At 69.2% G+C, this 15,551-nt stretch carries 11 protein-coding genes and 1 pseudogene; 11 read left to right on the forward strand and 1 reads right to left on the reverse strand.

Going from position 1 to position 15,551, the window contains the following annotated elements; genetic code table 11:
• Positions 1-26: 26 nt before the first annotated feature.
• From ndk to VGP60_RS12690, 6 genes are all read left to right on the forward strand, one after another.
• The gene (gene ndk / locus VGP60_RS12665; RefSeq protein ID WP_327548154.1) at positions 27-437 is read left to right on the forward strand and encodes a nucleoside-diphosphate kinase; all 411 of its coding nucleotides are present in this window, start codon (positions 27-29) and stop codon (positions 435-437) included.
• A 68-nt stretch (positions 438-505) separates the two neighbouring features.
• A complete protein-coding gene (locus VGP60_RS12670; RefSeq protein ID WP_327548155.1) occupies positions 506-1,267 on the forward strand; it encodes a maleylpyruvate isomerase family mycothiol-dependent enzyme in 762 nt (253 codons plus the stop codon).
• Positions 1,268-1,637: 370 nt separating this feature from the next.
• Complete coding sequence (locus tag VGP60_RS12675; protein ID WP_414640333.1) at positions 1,638-4,979, forward strand: phosphodiester glycosidase family protein; 3,342 nt, start codon at positions 1,638-1,640, stop codon at positions 4,977-4,979.
• A 210-nt stretch (positions 4,980-5,189) separates the two neighbouring features.
• Positions 5,190-6,104, forward strand: coding sequence for an ABC transporter ATP-binding protein (locus VGP60_RS12680; RefSeq protein WP_327548163.1), 915 nt, complete (start codon positions 5,190-5,192; stop codon positions 6,102-6,104).
• The gene (locus tag VGP60_RS12685; protein WP_327548156.1) at positions 6,104-6,910 is read left to right on the forward strand and encodes an ABC transporter permease; all 807 of its coding nucleotides are present in this window, start codon (positions 6,104-6,106) and stop codon (positions 6,908-6,910) included. The genes VGP60_RS12680 and VGP60_RS12685 overlap by 1 nt, the downstream gene beginning before the upstream one ends.
• A 60-nt stretch (positions 6,911-6,970) precedes the next feature.
• Positions 6,971-7,738 (forward strand): ABC transporter permease, encoded by a 768-nt coding sequence (locus VGP60_RS12690; RefSeq protein WP_414640334.1) that lies wholly within the window; start codon positions 6,971-6,973, stop codon positions 7,736-7,738.
• Here VGP60_RS12690 and VGP60_RS12695 read toward each other — a convergent pair.
• Positions 7,735-9,165 carry a S8 family peptidase gene (locus tag VGP60_RS12695; protein ID WP_327548158.1) on the reverse strand — a complete coding sequence of 477 codons (1,431 nt, stop codon included), beginning with the start codon at positions 9,163-9,165 and terminating at the stop codon, positions 7,735-7,737. The genes VGP60_RS12690 and VGP60_RS12695 overlap by 4 nt on opposite strands.
• Before the next feature lie 566 nt (positions 9,166-9,731).
• On the opposite strand from VGP60_RS12695, the gene VGP60_RS12700 reads away from it, so the two are divergent.
• The 5 genes and pseudogenes from VGP60_RS12700 to VGP60_RS12720 all read left to right on the forward strand — a co-directional run.
• Positions 9,732-12,758, forward strand: a complete 3,027-nt coding sequence (locus tag VGP60_RS12700) for an Rne/Rng family ribonuclease (protein WP_327548159.1) — start codon at positions 9,732-9,734, stop codon at positions 12,756-12,758.
• A gap of 166 nt (positions 12,759-12,924) precedes the next feature.
• Positions 12,925-13,239, forward strand: coding sequence for a 50S ribosomal protein L21 (gene rplU / locus VGP60_RS12705; protein ID WP_327548164.1), 315 nt, complete (start codon positions 12,925-12,927; stop codon positions 13,237-13,239).
• 67 nt (positions 13,240-13,306) lie between these two features.
• Positions 13,307-13,576, forward strand: coding sequence for a 50S ribosomal protein L27 (gene rpmA, locus VGP60_RS12710; protein ID WP_327548160.1), 270 nt, complete (start codon positions 13,307-13,309; stop codon positions 13,574-13,576).
• A gap of 143 nt (positions 13,577-13,719) precedes the next feature.
• Entirely contained in the window at positions 13,720-15,201 is a 1,482-nt protein-coding gene (gene obgE / locus VGP60_RS12715; RefSeq protein ID WP_327548161.1) for a GTPase ObgE, read from the forward strand.
• Positions 15,198-15,551 (forward strand): annotated as a pseudogene (locus VGP60_RS12720) (glutamate 5-kinase); the annotation flags it as partial. The gene obgE and the pseudogene VGP60_RS12720, both read left to right, overlap by 4 nt.

Consider the following 15,551-nt stretch of genomic DNA (forward strand, 5'->3'; position numbering starts at 1 on the left):
AATTCACTAAAAGGAGAAACACCGTCGTGACTGAACGCACCCTGGTTCTGGTCAAGCCCGATGGCGTCGAGCGCGGGCTGGTCGGCGAGGTCATTTCGCGCATCGAGCGCAAGGGACTGAAGCTGGTCGCCGTCGAGCTGCGCACCGTCGAGCGCTCCGTCGCCGAGGAGCACTACGCCGAGCACAAGGAGCGTCCGTTCTTCGGTGACCTGCTGGAGTTCATCACCTCGGGCCCGCTCGTCGCACTGGCCGTCGAAGGCCCGCGCGCGATCGCCGCGTTCCGTCAGCTGGCCGGCGGCACCGACCCGGTCGAGAAGGCCACCCCGGGCACCATCCGCGGTGACTTCGCCTTGGAGACCCAGTACAACCTGGTGCACGGCTCGGACTCGCCCGAGTCGGCCGAGCGCGAGCTGAAGCTCTGGTTCCCGGAAGCCTGATCCGGGACGCTGTCGATGGGCGGGAAGCACACGCTTCCCGCCCATCGTTTTTCTCTACACTCACCGTCATGACTGCGATCCCCCTGTCGCCGGCCGACTATCTGCCTCACCTTTCGCTGCTGGTGGCGGAGTTCGAGCGGTTTCTGCGGACGGCCGATCTCGACGCGCCGGTCGCGTCCTGCGGCGACTGGCGGCTCAGTGATCTCGGTGCGCACCTCGGGAACGTCCATCGTTGGGCGGCGTCGATCGTCGTCACCGGTGAAGTGGCCCCGCAGAACTTCGAGACCGGTCCCGATGGCAACCTCGCGGACTGGTACGCGGCCGCCGCGGCCGAGCTGCTGACGACGTTGCGTGAAGCTGACCCGGCCGAGACCGCGTGGACGTTGTCGAAGACCGAACGCGTCAAGGCTTTTTGGTTCCGCCGCCAGACCCACGAGGTCTCGGTGCACCTGTTCGACGCGGCGAGCGCGGCCGGTGCCGAATCGAAGGTGGATCCGCAGATCGCCGCGGACGGGGTCGACGAGGTGCTCGGCGTGATGATGCCGCGGGTCCACCGCAAGGCCGGTCCGCCGCCGCTGCCCGAGTCGTTGCTGCTGCGCGCGACCGACACCGGTAACGCCTGGCTGCTGCGCCCGGCCGCTGTGGAGGGCGACGGGCCGATCGTGCGCCGGGTGTCGGGGGAGATGGTTTCGGCCGCCACGGTCGAGGCCCGGGCCGAAGACCTGTTGCTGGCGCTGTGGAAACGCCGGAACCTGGCCGAGATCGCGCCGCGGATCACCGGGGACGAGTCCATCGCGCTCGGCTTCCTGGCGGCGACGCTCACGCCCTGAGCGAGGTTTCACTATCGGGAAAACACGGCCCCTCTAGCCTTGTGTCGGGGCGAAAACCGGCTCACCCACGGCCGTTGTGCCTGATGGCCCTAGGCTGTGTCTGGCAAATCAAGTTCGCGGTCTCCGCGCCCAGGCGGCCCCTGGCGGCACGGGGGATTCGACCGAGTACGTCCAGTACGAGGCCGAATCCCCCGCACCACCAGGAACCACCTGGATCACGAAGCCCATCGAACAGATTTACCAGACACGGCCTAGGCCGTTCGGGCCGAGTTCACCCACGGGACTTCTCCTGGCGACGCGTATCCGCTGTGCTGGACCCGTCTGGTTTAACTCGATACTGGGGTAACTCGTGAAAAAGTCACACGGAGTAGTGCTCCTCGCGCTCGTCCCGCTGGTGAGTGTGTTCTTCACCGCGCCGGTACTGGCGGATCCGCTCAGCGCGCCGCTCGGCACACCGCCGGTCGAAGCCGCTCCGGCCGCGTCCTCGGCCGCTGAAGGCCCATTGGCCTACTCAACACGTGCCGAGCCCGACGACGGCCTGGTCACCAGCACCGCCACCACACCGGTCGCGCCTGGTCTGGACCTCACCGAGTTCGACCGCTACGACCCGCAGGGCTGGATCCGGGGCGACACCCTCGCGGTCGACCTCACGAGCAAGTCGTTGCGCCCCAGCTATCTCAGCCCCGGAACCGTCTCCGCGCGCACCCCGCTTTCGGAGCAGGTCGCGCGGACCGGCGCGGTCGCGGGCGTGAACGGCGACTTCTTCGACATCAACGCCACCGGTGCCCCGATCGGCGTCGGCATCGACAACGGGCAACTACAGACAGCGCCCGCCGGTGGTCACAACTTCACCGCGGCCATCACCGAGGAGGGCAAGGCGCGGCTCGCGGAGGTCTTCCTCGACGCGTCCGTGACGCTTCCGGACGGCAACGCGGTCAAGGCGTCCAACTTCAACAGTCCCGTGGTGGCCGCGAACGGCATCGGCGTCTACACCCCGTTGTGGGGCGCGTCTTCGCGGCGGACTTCGGTCGCGGGCGCGCAGCGGGTGCTGGAGGTCGAACTGCGCGACGGGGTCGTGTCGCAGGTGCGCGACCAGCCCGTCGACGGCCCGATCCTCGCCGGGAGCACCGTGTTGCTGGCCCGCGACGCCGGAGTCGACGCACTCGCCGCGCTCCGGACCGGGGACAGGGTCGCCGTCTCGTACGCGCCGCGTGCCGACGCCGGGAAGATCACCGTCGCCGTCGGCGGGAACCTCGTGCTGCTCAAGGACGGACAGGTCCAGCCGGTCGACACCGTGGCCATGCACCCTCGGACCGCGGTCGGGTTTTCGGCCGACGGCAAGAAGATGTGGATCGTCACCGTCGACGGGAGGCAGGCGAACAGCCGCGGCATGACGGAGCTGGAACTGGCCCGGCACATGAAGTCGCTCGGCGCGGACGACGCCATCAACCTCGACGGCGGCGGGTCGTCGACGATGCTCGCCCGGGAAGAAGGCGAGCAGGGGCCGACCATCCGCAACTCGCCGTCCGATGGCGGGGAACGCCTGGTACCCAACGGAATCGGCTTCGCGACCGTGCCCGGCAGCGGCAAGCTCACCGGGTTCGCGCCACGGCCCGCGCAGGACACCGAGAACGCGAACCGAGTCCTTTCGGGACTGTCCCGCAAGTTGACCGCCGGCGGCCACGACGAGACCGGCGCGGCGGTCGCCGCCGATCCGCGGTGGACGAGCACGAACCCGTTGCGCGGCAACGTGACCAAGAACGTCTTCACCGCCCATGCCGACTGGTTCGACCCGGCGAAGCGCGCGGACGTCGACGTCTACGCGACGCACGGTGGTGTCCGCGGCCAGACGACGCTTTCCGTGCTGGGCAAGCCGATCCGCCTCGGCACGAGCACCGAGCAGGTCGCGCTTTCCGGCGCCGGGGCGCGCGGGACGTTCAAGGTGTCGGGGTTCGACGCGGACGGCTACGGCACGTGGATCGAGCCCGACGACGTCAAGCTCGAGTTCGACCCGGCCGTGGTGCGCGTCGAGCCGTCGGGTGACGGGTTCGCCGTGACGGCGCTGAAGGCGACCGGCGCTTCGGGTATCACCGCGACCGTCGGCGGGCTGACCACGCATCTCGCCACGTCCGTCGGCACCGAGCAGCGCGTCGCGGCTCCGCTGGATGGTCCGGCGGGCTGGGGTGTCAGCGTGTTCCCGGCCGTGGTGGGCGGCGCGCTGTCCGAAGCAGAAGGACGCAACGGCGGCAAGGGGCTGGCGCTCGACTACCGGCTCACCGGGACCAACGCGACCCGTGCCGCGTACGTCACGGCTGCCGCGCCGCTCGCTGTTCCGGCGGGGACGCAGAAGATCGGGGTCTGGGTCAACGGGGACGGTAAAGGCGCCTGGCTGCGCGCGGAACTCCGGGACGCCGCCAACGTCGCGTCCGTCGTGGATCTGTCGCTGAGCGTCGACTGGACGGGCTGGCGCTACGCCGAAGCGACTGTTCCGGCCGGTCTTGGTGCCGGGCAGCGGCTGACCCGGTTCTACGCCGTGGAAAACCTGCCGGACCAGCAGTACGAAGGCAGGCTGGTGTTCGACGACCTCAGCTTCTCGGTGGCGCCTTCGGCCGAGGTCCCCGTCGATCCCGCCGCGCATGACCCCGCCCTGGTGACCGACGGCGTGCTGAGCCCGGGTGGCCTGCGGATCGCCGTCGTCAGCGACGCGCAGTTCACCGCCGACGCGCCGGACGGCCCGCTGGTGGCGCAGGCGCGGCGGGCGATGCGGGAGGCCGTGGCGTCGAAGCCGGACCTGGTGCTCATCAACGGCGACCTGGTGGACCGTGGGACGACCGCCGACTTCGTGCTCGCGAAGTCGGTCATCGACGCCGAACTGGTCGGCAAGGTGCCGTGGTACTACGTGCCCGGCAACCACGAAGCCGACGGTGGCCACGGGCTGGCCGAGTTCCAGGCGGCGTTCGGGGAAACGCACCGGGTGGTCGACGTCCGCGGGATCCGGCTGATCCTGTTGGACTCCTCGCGCGGCACGCTGCGCGGTGGCGGCTTTGACCAGATCCGCATGCTGCGTGACGGTTTGGACGGCGCTCGGACGGACCCGTCGATCCGCGGGGTCGTCGTGGCCATGCACCATCCGGTCGCCGACCCGAGTCCGACGGCCGCTTCGCAGCTCGCCGACCGCAAGGAGGCGAGCCTGCTTTCGAGCTGGCTCACCGATTTCGAGCGGACTTCGGGCAAGCAAGCCGCGTCGATCGCTTCGCACGCGGGGCTGTTCAATCTGTCCAGAGTGGACGGTGTGCCGTACCTGATCAACGGGAACTCCGGGAAGGCTCCGGCCGCGGCTCCCGGCGATGGTGGCTTCGTGGGCTGGACGTCGGTCCGGTTCGATCTTTCCGGGGACGTGCGGTTCGAAACGCGCCCGAACGTCGACGCGCTGACCGTCACCGGCCCTGGCGAGCTGGCTCGGGGTGTTTCGGCGGAGGTCCGTGCTGTAGTTACCCAGGCCGGTCGGCAAGTTCCGGTTTCGTATCCCGTGAGCGCCGACTGGACCGGGGCTTTCGGAACACACATCGCCGGCCTGCTTCCAGTCATGCCCTGGGACGTGGCCTCCTTCGACCCGGCCACCGGCGTGCTCACCGCACTACGCCCCGGCGTCGCGCGCCTGACCGTCACCGTCAACGGCACCTCGCGCCCCCTCACTGTCCCCATCCACTAACCCCAGCTCTCTGCCCGGCTGCGGCTGGGTGGGCGGCTCGTGAGTGGCTACGAGTGTTCTAACACTCGTAGCCACTCACGACCCACCCAGCCGCGCTTGCCTCCTCAATGCGCCGCTGCGGCGTCGGGGTCTGGGGGTAAACCGGTTTTTCTTGTCGGTGGGTCGTGGGATGGTGATCCAGTGGATGAGGAAACAGCCGACCAACCGGCGATGGTGCAGGCCAAGGCGCTGGTCAAGCGCTTCGGTGACTTCGAGGCCGTGCGCGGCGTCGACGTCGAGGTGAGGCGCGGGGAGGCGTTCGGTTTCCTCGGGCCGAACGGTGCCGGCAAGTCGTCGACGATGCGCATGATCGCGAGCGTTTCCCCGCGGACCGACGGCGATCTGCGGGTGCTGGGGATGGATCCGGATGTCGAGGGGCCGAAGATCCGCGCCCGCCTCGGGGTGGTGCCGCAGCAGGACAACCTGGACAACGAGCTGACCGTCCGGCAGAACCTGCAGGTCTACGGCCGCTACTTCGGCCTGTCGCGGGCGCATGTGCGGCGCAAGGCCGAGGAGCTGATGGAGTTCGCGCAGCTCACCGACCGGGCCGACGACGAGGTCGAGCCGCTGTCCGGCGGGATGAAGCGGCGGCTCACCATCGCGCGGTCGCTGGTCAACGACCCGGAGTTGCTGCTGCTCGACGAGCCGACCACAGGGCTCGACCCGCAGGCCCGGCATCTGTTGTGGGACAGGCTGTTCCGCCTCAAGGCCAGCGGGGTCACGCTGATCATCACCACGCATTACATGGACGAGGCCGAGCAGCTCTGCGACAGGCTGGTCGTGATGGACAACGGCCGCATCGTCGCGGAGGGTTCGCCCGCGGCGCTGATCGCGAAGCATTCGACGCGCGAGGTCTTGGAGCTCAGGTTCGCGCCGGGGGAGCAGACGAGCAGTTCGCTGAAGGTCGAGGATCTCGCCGAGCGCGTCGAGATCCTGCCGGACAGGGTGCTGCTGTACACCCAGGGCGGTGAGGCCGCGCTCGAGCAGGTCACCGCCCGGGGCATCCGCCCGGTGTCGAGCTTGGTCCGGCGAAGTTCGCTCGAGGACGTCTTCCTGCGGTTGACCGGACGGGCGCTGACGGACTGATGGCGACAGTGGAATCCACCGGCCGGGTGGTCGGATCCTGGCGAGCGGCCTGGCTTCGCGTCGAAGGCTATTTCACCTGGTACCGGCGGTACTGGACGTCGAACCTGTACTCGTCCGGGCTGCAGCCGGTGCTGTTCCTGGCCGCGATGGGGCTCGGCTTCGGGTCGCAGGTCCAGGCCGGGCCCGCGACCGGCGGGCTGTCGTATCTGCAGTACGTCGCGCCGGCGCTGCTGGTTTCGGCGGCGCTCCAGATCGGCGTCGGCGAGGCGACCTATCCGGTGCTGTCGGGGTTCAAGTGGCAGCGCGACTACGTGGCCGCGACCGCGACACCGATGACGTCCGGGCAGGTCTTCGGCGGCCAGTTGATCTGGATCGCCCTGCGGCTCACACTTTCCGGCGCCGCGTACGCGGTGATCGCGGTGTTCTTCGGCGCCTGGCTGAATTTCGGCGCGGTGCTCGTCGTGCTGGTCGGCACGCTCACCGGGATGGCCTGCGCGACACCGATGATGGCGCTCGCCGCCACCACCTTCGACGAAGGCATGCGGTTCGGCCTGATCTTCCGGTTCTTGGTCATCCCGATGACGTTGCTCGCCGGCACCTTCTTCCCGATCGCCCAGCTGCCGCTCGTGCTGCGCCTGTTCGCGTGGATTTCCCCGCTGTGGCACGGAAACGAGCTGGGCCGCGGGGTCACCCTCGGTGGTGTGAGCGGCCTGGCGATGCTGGGGCACCTCGCCTATCTCCTCCTGATCTTCCTGGCGGGCGCGTGGGCCGGCCGCAGGTACTTCTACCGTCGGCTGGTGGTCTGAGTGGCTGTCCTGGAACAGACCGAGCGCCGCGGGCTGCTGCTGCGCCTGCTCCCGCCCGGCATGTACAACGGCCGCGCGAGCGCGCTGATAGAACGCTCCTTCATCGTCAACTCGCGGTACTGGCTGATATTCGTCTCCGGGTTCTTCGAGCCGTTCTTCTACCTGCTGGCCTTCCAGTACGGCTTCGGCCTCCTGGTCAAGGAGGTGGTCGGGCCCGGCGGGCAGACGATGAGCTACATCGCGTTCGTCGCCCCGGCGCTGCTCGCGTCCTCGGCGATGAACGGCGCGGTGTTCGACTCGACGTTCAACGTGTTCTTCAAGTTCCGCTACGCCAAGCTGTACGACGCGATGCTCTCCACCCCGATCGGGCCGTTCGACATCGCGATCGGCGAGATCAGCTGGGCGGTCATGCGCGGCGGGATCTACGCCGTCGGGTTCCTGGGTGTCATGTTCGCGATGGGCCTGGTGTCCTCGCTGTGGGTGCTGCTGCTCGTGCCGGTCGCGTTGCTGCTGGCGTTCGCGTTCGCCGCCGTCGGCATGGCGTGCGCGACCTTCCTCCGCTCGCCGTCGCAGTTCGACTACATCCAGCTCGCGATCATGCCGATGTTCCTGTTCTCGACGACGTTCTACCCGATCACGGTGTACCCGGAGGCGTTGCGGATCGTGGTCCAGTGTTTCCCGCTGTACCACGGGATCGAGCTGATGCGAGGGCTGTCGGTCGGGGTGTTCGAGCTCGGCATGCTGGGCCATGTCGCGTACCTGGTCGTCATGGCGGCGATCGGCCTCTGGGCGACTTCCCGCCGCCTCGGCAACCTGCTGATGCGCTAAGGGACGACGCGCCGCGGGGCGACGGCCGCCAGCGCGTCGACCATGCCGTGGCCGTAGAAGCCGTTGTAGCTGGAGTAGCCCGCGCAGTAGGCGTCCTGGGTGCCGTCGCCGGTGAGGTCGTAGTCGGTGGGGCAGGCGATCGGGTCCGCCTGCTCACCGAGCGCCTTCCGCAGCTGCGCGGAGCTGTAGCCCGGATGCGCCGACGCCATCAGCGCGACCACCCCGGCGACGTGCGGGGCGGCCATCGACGTCCCGCAGAGCGGCGCGTAGCCGTCGGGAACGGTCGAAAGCACACACTGCCCGGCTTCCCCGCCGGGCGCGGTGACATCGATCACGCCGAGCCCGTACGAGCTGTATCCGGCTTTGAGCCGGCTCTCGCCGACCGACGAGACGGCGACCACGTCCCGCAGCCCGGCCGGGAGCGCTTCGCAGCCCGTCTGCGGTTGCGGGGTGTCGGAGCGGGGCGAAGGTGTCAGGTTGACGGCTTCGTTGGTCGCGGCGGCGACGTTCACCGTGCCGGTCATGCTGCTGTACGCCACGGCCCTGACCATCGCCTCGCGGACCACGCCGTGATCGGGGCCGTGCGCGCAGGAAAGTGACCACGGATCGACGAAGAAACTGCTGTTGGTGACCTTCATCCGTTCCTTGGCCGCCCACATCAGGCCGCATACCGCGGCCTCCGGGTCGACGTACCCGCGGTCGTCGATGACCTTCACCGACGCCAGCCGGACGCCGGGGGCGACCCCGGTGATGCCCTTGCCGTCGTCGGCCGCGGCGATGGTGCCCGCGACATGCGTCCCGTGTGGTGACGTCGTCGCCGACCAGGCTTTGGTGTCCTGGTCCGGGGCGCCGGTCAGACAGCCCGCGGACAGCGCCGGGTCGAGCGCGCGGGTGAGTTCCGGATGCGCCGGGTCGATGCCCGAGTCCAGCACGCCGACCACCACGTCCGGGCTGCCCGGGGTGATCTCGCGGGCCGCGGCGGCGTGGATCTCACGCATGTCCCACTGCTCGCCGCTGCGGTCTTCGGCCGGCACCGCGGCCGGGTCGGTCGGGGGCAGCTCGGGCCTGGTGGCGACCGCTTTCCGCGTGACGGAAACGCTCGCGCGCTGCGCGGCCAGCCTGGCGGCCTGCGCGCTGAACGCGCGGTCGACCCCGAACCGCTCCGCGAAGTCGGGAGCGGGCGAGGTCGCGACGCCGACGGCGATCTGCGGGTAGTAGATGGTCGTCTCACCACAGGCCGCCGTGACCTCGTTCGCGGCTTTCCCGGCGTCCGTGCCGCGGTCGAAGTTGACCACGTAGCGCAGCGCGCGACCGGCCGTGACACAGCTCGGTTCGGCGGCGCTCGCGGCCGTGCTCACGGCGAGCTGGCCGGACAGCACCAGCGCGGCGCACACGACGCCGGTCAGCGCTCGACCCAGCACGGTCACCGGACCTCCAACCGGGTAAACGAGACTTCCACCCCTCGTGACCGCCGTGGTTCTTGACCGGCGGGCACTCGGCCCCGAGCCGCACGCTAGCCACCCGGAACCGGCCGGACAAGCTCTGAGGAAAAGTTCGCCCGGCTGGTGGCCGTATGTCCGCACCGACGACCCCGCTCGGCGCGCCACGGGCCTGCTCGTGGCACCGAGTACACGGCCTCGACCCCACTGTGTGGGATACTCGGGTAGGCCGTTGGGTCGCCGGGCACCGCAGGAGGTGGTGCACGGGCGAAGCTGCGGCCCGGTGACGTGCTGAACGAGCACCATGATCGTCGCTGCTCGACCGTTGAGCGGCTAGACGACATGGGAGGCGAAAAGACGCTGAGAGCCCTGCCAGGGCGTCGCCGAGTGGACCTGCCATCGACGGGCAGCCGGAACCCCGGCCCCGTCGCCGGCGCGAGGCAAGGATTCCCGTCGTCGGTGCCCACCACGGCGGAACAAACAGAAAGGTGCCCCTGCGCGGCCGCGTCCTTCCGGTGTAATCCGGCAGACGCGCCCGGGGGCGGAGGAGATATATGTCGAACGCGGACACACCCGCCGAGAACACCGGCGGGAATACCGCCACATCCATGGCCGGCAAGCTCGCGGAGCTGCCGCCCAGGGTTAGGGTGCATGCATTGGCCAAGCTGTTCGGGTCGAACAGCCGTGAAGTACTGGCGAAGCTCACCGAGCTGGGCGAGAGCCCTCGTAGCGCGCAGTCGAGCGTGACCCGTGACGTGGCGTTGCGCCTGGCCGAGGCACTGGGGCTCACCGACGAGAAGCCCGCCGAAGCGGTTGCCGAGCCGTCGCCCGTGCTCGCCGGGATGGCCGCTCCGGTGGTCGTCGAGGCGAAGCCGGTCGTCGAGGCAGCACCCATCGTCGGCGCAGCGGCAGCTCCCGTCCAGGAGCCGGTTGTCGAAGAGGCGCCGATCCGCCGCCGGGCACATATGCCCGTGTTCGCGGCGCCGTCGCCGACCTTCCTGCCGCCGGAGCCGATCGAGGCGCCCGTGCGCCGGCAGCAGCCGGAGCCCGAGCCCGTCGTCCAGGAGGAGCTCGAGGACGAGCGGCCTGACAACGCCGACCAGGGTGATGACGACGGGGACGAGTCGGGTCGCCGGCGGCGTCGTCGTGGCCGCCGTGGCCGTGGCCGTGGCAAGGGCGGCGACGAAGGCGGCGTGGAGACCGACGAAGAGTCGGCTCCCGAGCCCAGCCAGAAGCGCGAGCGTGGCCGGGGTGCCCGTAACGCGCCCGTCGTCGACGAGGCCGACACGGACGAAGACGAGAAGAACGAAGACACCGCGCCCGCCGAGTCGCAGACCGACGCGGACGCGGATGCCGACGCCGACGGTGACGAGAGCGGCAACAAGCGCCGTCGCCGCCGCCGTCGCCGCAAGGGCGGCGATGATGGTGGGGAGGACAGCTCGGCTGATGCCGCCGGTACCACCGACGACCCGCCGAACACCGTCGTGCACGTCCGCCAGAGCAAGGGCGAGGCAGAGCGCCCCGAACGCCCCGAGCGTGAGCGCGCCGAGCGTCCGGCCCGTGACGAGGTGCGCAGCGTGCGCGGCTCGACGCGGCTGGAGGCCAAGCGCCAGCGTCGCCGTGACGGCCGTGAGGCCGGTCGCAGGCGCGCGCCGATCCTGTCGGAGGCCGAGTTCCTCGCCCGCCGCGAAGCGGTCGAGCGCACGATGGTCGTGCTCGAAAAAGGCGACTCCACTCAGATCGGGGTGCTCGAGGACGGTGTCCTCGTCGAGCACTTCGTGACCGATTCCAGCACCGGCTCGATCGTCGGCAACGTCTACCTCGGCCGGGTGCAGAACGTGCTCCCGTCGATGGAGGCCGCCTTCATCGACATCGGCCGCGGCCGCAATGCCGTGCTGTACGCCGGTGAGGTCGATTGGGACGCCGCCGGTCTCGAGGGCAAGGCCCGCAAGATCGAGCAGGCGCTCTCCAGCGGCGATAGCGTCCTGGTGCAGGTCACCAAGGACCCGGTCGGGCACAAGGGCGCCCGGCTGACCACGCAGATCTCGCTCGCGGGCCGCTTCCTGGTCTACGTGCCGGCCGGTGGCGCCACGGGTATCTCCCGCAAGCTGCCGGAGAACGAGCGCCGCAGGCTGAAGGACATCCTCAAGCGGATCGTCCCCGAGGACGCCGGTGTGATCATCCGCACCGCGTCGGAGGGCGTCAGCGAGGAAGAGCTCGGCCGCGACGTGAACCGGCTCACCGCGCAGTGGTCGGTCATCAAGGAGAAGGCCGACGCGGGCACCGCGAACGGCAAGAAGTCCAGCGCGCCGACGATGCTCTACGAAGAGCCGGACCTGCTGGTCAAGGTCGTGCGTGACCTGTTCACCGAGGACTTCTCCACGCTCGAGATCCAGGGCAGCGCCTCGTGGGACACCATCCACGGCTACGTCAAGCACGTCGCACCGGATCTCGAAAGCCGCCTCAAGCGCTACACCGGCACCGGCAACGCGTTCTCCGACCACCGGATCGACGAGCAGATCACCAAGGCGCTCGACCGCAAGGTCTGGCTGCCCTCGGGTGGGTACCTGGTCATCGACCGGACCGAGGCGATGACGGTCATCGACGTCAACACCGGTAAGTACACCGGCTCCGGCGGCAACCTCGAAGAGACGGTGACCAGGAACAACCTGGAATCCGCCGAGGAGATCGTCCGTCAGCTCCGCCTGCGCGACATCGGCGGCATCATCGTCATCGACTTCATCGACATGGTGCTCGAATCGAACCGTGAGCTGGTGCTGCGCCGCCTGACCGAATGCCTCGGCCGGGATCGCACGCGTCACCAGGTCGCCGAGGTCACCTCGCTGGGCCTGGTGCAGATGACCCGCAAGAAGATCGGGACCGGCCTGATCGAGGCCTTCTCGACGCCTTGTGAGCACTGCAAGGGCCGCGGTGTGGTCGTGTCGACCGAGCCGCAGCGCATCAGCGGTGGCAGCGCCCCGCAGAACGGCAACGGGCACACCCACAGCCATACCAGTGCCCCGAGCGGCCAGTCCACGAGTGGCGGTGGCGGTCAGCAGCAGCCGTCCCGGCGCAACCGTGGCCGTGGCAAGAGCGAGGAGAGCGCTGCTCAGGACGAGACGCTCACCGTCACCCGCACCGAGCCCGTCGCGCCCGCTCCGACCCCGGAGCAGCGTGAGTCGGTCGTTTCGGCGGTGCAGGCGATCGCTCACGCCGCCAAGGTCGCCAAGACCGAGGACGAGCACTCCGTTGTCGAAGCGGTTGTCGAGGAGCCTGCCGAAGAGGTCACCGAAGAGGCTGTCGCCGAAGCGAGTGCGGCGCCCGCCGAGCAGGCCGAGCCGGCCCCGCTGAACGGGCACACGCACGCTCCGGAGCCTGAGGCCGTGCAGGAGCCCGCCGAGCCGCTGGTCACCGGGCGTGTGGGCGCGAACGTGGCCAAGGAGGCCGAAGCGGCCGCTGAGGCCGAGGAAGCCGCACCTGACGTCGAGGTGCCCGTGCCCGCCACCCGTTCCACCCGCCGGCGTCCCCGCCGGGCGGCGTCCCGTCCGGCGGGTCCGCCGGTCAGCGCCGAAAAGAACTAGAAGAAGCGGGTTACGGACACCCCGGGTTAGCGCCCTTTTCGGATAGCCCGTAACCTGGAATGCGGCCCGCCACTAGAGCGGGCCGCATTGTGCGGCTCTTGGACCACCTCCGGGTGGGCCGAGCGCACAAGCCCCCACCCATTGTCTAGTAATGCAGGAGACTCCCGTGTCGGCGTACGCGATCGTCAAGACCGGCGGCAAGCAGTACAAGGTGGCCGTAGGCGACGTCGTCGAGGTCGAGAAGCTCGAAGGGACGCCGGGTACCGAGCACACTTTCCCCGTTGTGCTGGTCGTTGATGGTGGAGAGATCACCACGGACGCCGACGTGCTGGCGAAGGTCTCGGTCATCGGCAAGGTTGTCGAGCAGACCAAGGGTCCCAAGATCCGCATCCACAAGTTCAAGAACAAGACCGGTTACCACAAGCGCCAGGGTCACAGGCAGAAGCTGACCCGCGTCGAGGTCACCGGTATCAACCAGTAAGACCGCTTCACTCCACAGACGGTCTCACCAGGACCGTCACTCCTATAAAGAAGGGGCGTGAGCAGCCATGGCACACAAAAAAGGTGCGTCCAGCTCTCGTAACGGCCGCGATTCCAATGCCCAGCGGCTCGGGGTCAAGCGGTTCGGTGGCCAGGAAGTCCTCGCCGGCGAGATCATCATCCGCCAGCGCGGCACCAAGTTCCACCCCGGCGTGAACGTCGGCCGTGGCGGCGACGACACGCTGTTCGCGCTGACCGCCGGTGCGGTGCAGTTCGGTGTCAAGCGTGGCCGCAAGATGATCAATATCGTTCCGGCCGAGGTTCTGGCCGAGGTCTGAGTCAGACCAGCCACCAGGCTTAGGCGAGGGGCGGGGCCGGAATGATCCGGCTCCGCCCCTCGTTCTTTTGTGTAGCAAGCACGCACAGTAAGCACGGTTTTGTGCGATTCAGCTAGTCCGGCAGGTACGAAAGAGGCAATACCATGGCGTCCCGTTTCGTCGACCGCGCGGTGATCCATCTGACCGCAGGTAACGGTGGGCACGGCTGCGCCTCCGTGCATCGCGAGAAGTTCAAGCCGCTCGGCGGTCCCGACGGTGGCAACGGCGGTAACGGCGGCGACGTGCTGCTCGTCGTCGACGCCAACGTCCACACGCTGCTCGACTTCCACTTCCGCCCGCACGCACACGCCGGTAACGGCAAGCTCGGCATGGGGGCGCACCGCAACGGCGCCCAGGGCGAGACCCTGATCATGAAGGTGCCGGACGGCACGGTCGTGCTGGACAACGACGGCGAGGTGCTCGCGGACCTCGTCGGCGTCGGCACCACGTTCGTCGCCGCCGAAGGTGGCCGTGGTGGCCTCGGCAACGCGCAGCTCGCGTCGAAGTCCCGCAAGGCTCCCGGGTTCGCGCTCAAGGGTGAGCCGGGCGAGACACGGGACCTGGTGCTGGAGCTGCGTTCGGTCGCCGACGTCGGCCTGCTCGGCTTCCCGTCCGCCGGCAAGTCCTCGCTGATCTCGGTGCTTTCGTCCGCCCGCCCCAAGATCGCGGACTACCCGTTCACCACGCTGGTCCCGAACCTCGGCGTGATCACCGCCGACGACAACGTCTTCACCATGGCCGACGTGCCGGGCCTGATCCCGGGCGCCAGCGAGGGCAAGGGCCTCGGCCTGGACTTCCTGCGGCACATCGAGCGGTGCGCGGTGCTGGCGCACATCGTCGACTGCGCGACCCTCGACCCCGGCCGCGACCCGCTGTCCGACGTCGACGCGCTCGAAAAAGAGCTTTCGCTGTACACGCCGAGCCTCGGTGGGGACCTCAAGGACCGCCCCCGGGTGATCGTGCTCAACAAGATCGACGTGCCCGACGGCAAAGAGCTGGCGGAGCTCGTCCGGCCGCTGTTCGAGGCGCGCGGGTACAAGGTGCTCGAAGTCTCCGCGATCACGCGGGAAGGCCTGCGGGAGCTGACTTTCGCGCTCTCCGAGGTCGTCAAGGAGTACCGCGCGGCCCAGCCGCCGAAGGAAGAAAAGGTCATCGTCATCCGCCCGACGGCGGTGAACGACCGCGGCTTCAAGATCGTGCAGGACCCGGAAGACGAAGAGGCGTTCTTCGTGATCGGCCGCCGTCCGGAGCGCTGGATCCGCCAGACCGACTTCGGCAACGACGAAGCCGTCGGGTACCTCGGTGACAGGCTCAACCGCCTCGGTGTCGAGGACGCGCTGGCCCGCGCGGGTGCGGTGCCGGGCAACTCGATCACCATCGGCGACGTGACCTTCGACTGGGAGCCGTCGACGCCCGCCGGTATCGCGGTGCGGATGTCCGGTCGCGGTACCGACATGCGGCTCGAGGACCACAGCCGTCCGCGCGCGGTGGAGCGTAAGGAATCCCGGCGTATCCGCCGTGACGGTCCCGACGAGATCGAGGGCGGGATGGTCGAGTCGAGCGCGCCGGTGGAGCGGGACAGGTGAGTCAGACCCGGCGGGCGATAGCGTCCGCCCGCCGCCTGGTGGTCAAGGTCGGCTCTTCGGCGTTGACCACCGCGGGCGACGGCCTGGACGTGTCCAGGCTCGACGTGCTGGTCGACGCCATCGCCGACAGGGTGTCGCGGGACGCCCAGATCGTGCTGGTTTCCTCGGGCGCGATCGGGGCCGGTCTGGCGCCGCTCTCGCTGGGCAAGCGCCCGCGTGACTTGGCCACTCAGCAGGCCGCGGCCAGTGTCGGGCAGCTCGCGCTGGCGCACGCGTACGCCGAGTCGTTCGGCCGTTTTTCGCTGACCGTCGGCCAGGTGCTGCTGACGTCGGACGGCGTCGTCCGACGC

This window comes from Amycolatopsis sp. (assembly GCF_036008905.1).
GTDB lineage: Bacteria > Actinomycetota > Actinomycetes > Mycobacteriales > Pseudonocardiaceae > Amycolatopsis.

Bases quoted from the DNA above. Each gene is read 5' to 3' on its own strand.
- VGP60_RS12680 (WP_327548163.1), top strand. From the start codon at position 5,190: ATGGTGCAGGCCAAGGCGCTGGTCAAGCGCTTCGGTGACTTCGAGGCC.
- VGP60_RS12685 (WP_327548156.1), top strand. From the start codon at position 6,104: ATGGCGACAGTGGAATCCACCGGCCGGGTGGTCGGATCCTGGCGAGCG.
- rpmA (WP_327548160.1), top strand. From the start codon at position 13,307: ATGGCACACAAAAAAGGTGCGTCCAGCTCTCGTAACGGCCGCGATTCC.
- VGP60_RS12670 (WP_327548155.1), top strand. From the start codon at position 506: ATGACTGCGATCCCCCTGTCGCCGGCCGACTATCTGCCTCACCTTTCG.
- VGP60_RS12690 (WP_414640334.1), top strand. From the start codon at position 6,971: ATGTACAACGGCCGCGCGAGCGCGCTGATAGAACGCTCCTTCATCGTC.
- VGP60_RS12700 (WP_327548159.1), top strand. From the start codon at position 9,732: ATGTCGAACGCGGACACACCCGCCGAGAACACCGGCGGGAATACCGCC.
- obgE (WP_327548161.1), top strand. From the start codon at position 13,720: ATGGCGTCCCGTTTCGTCGACCGCGCGGTGATCCATCTGACCGCAGGT.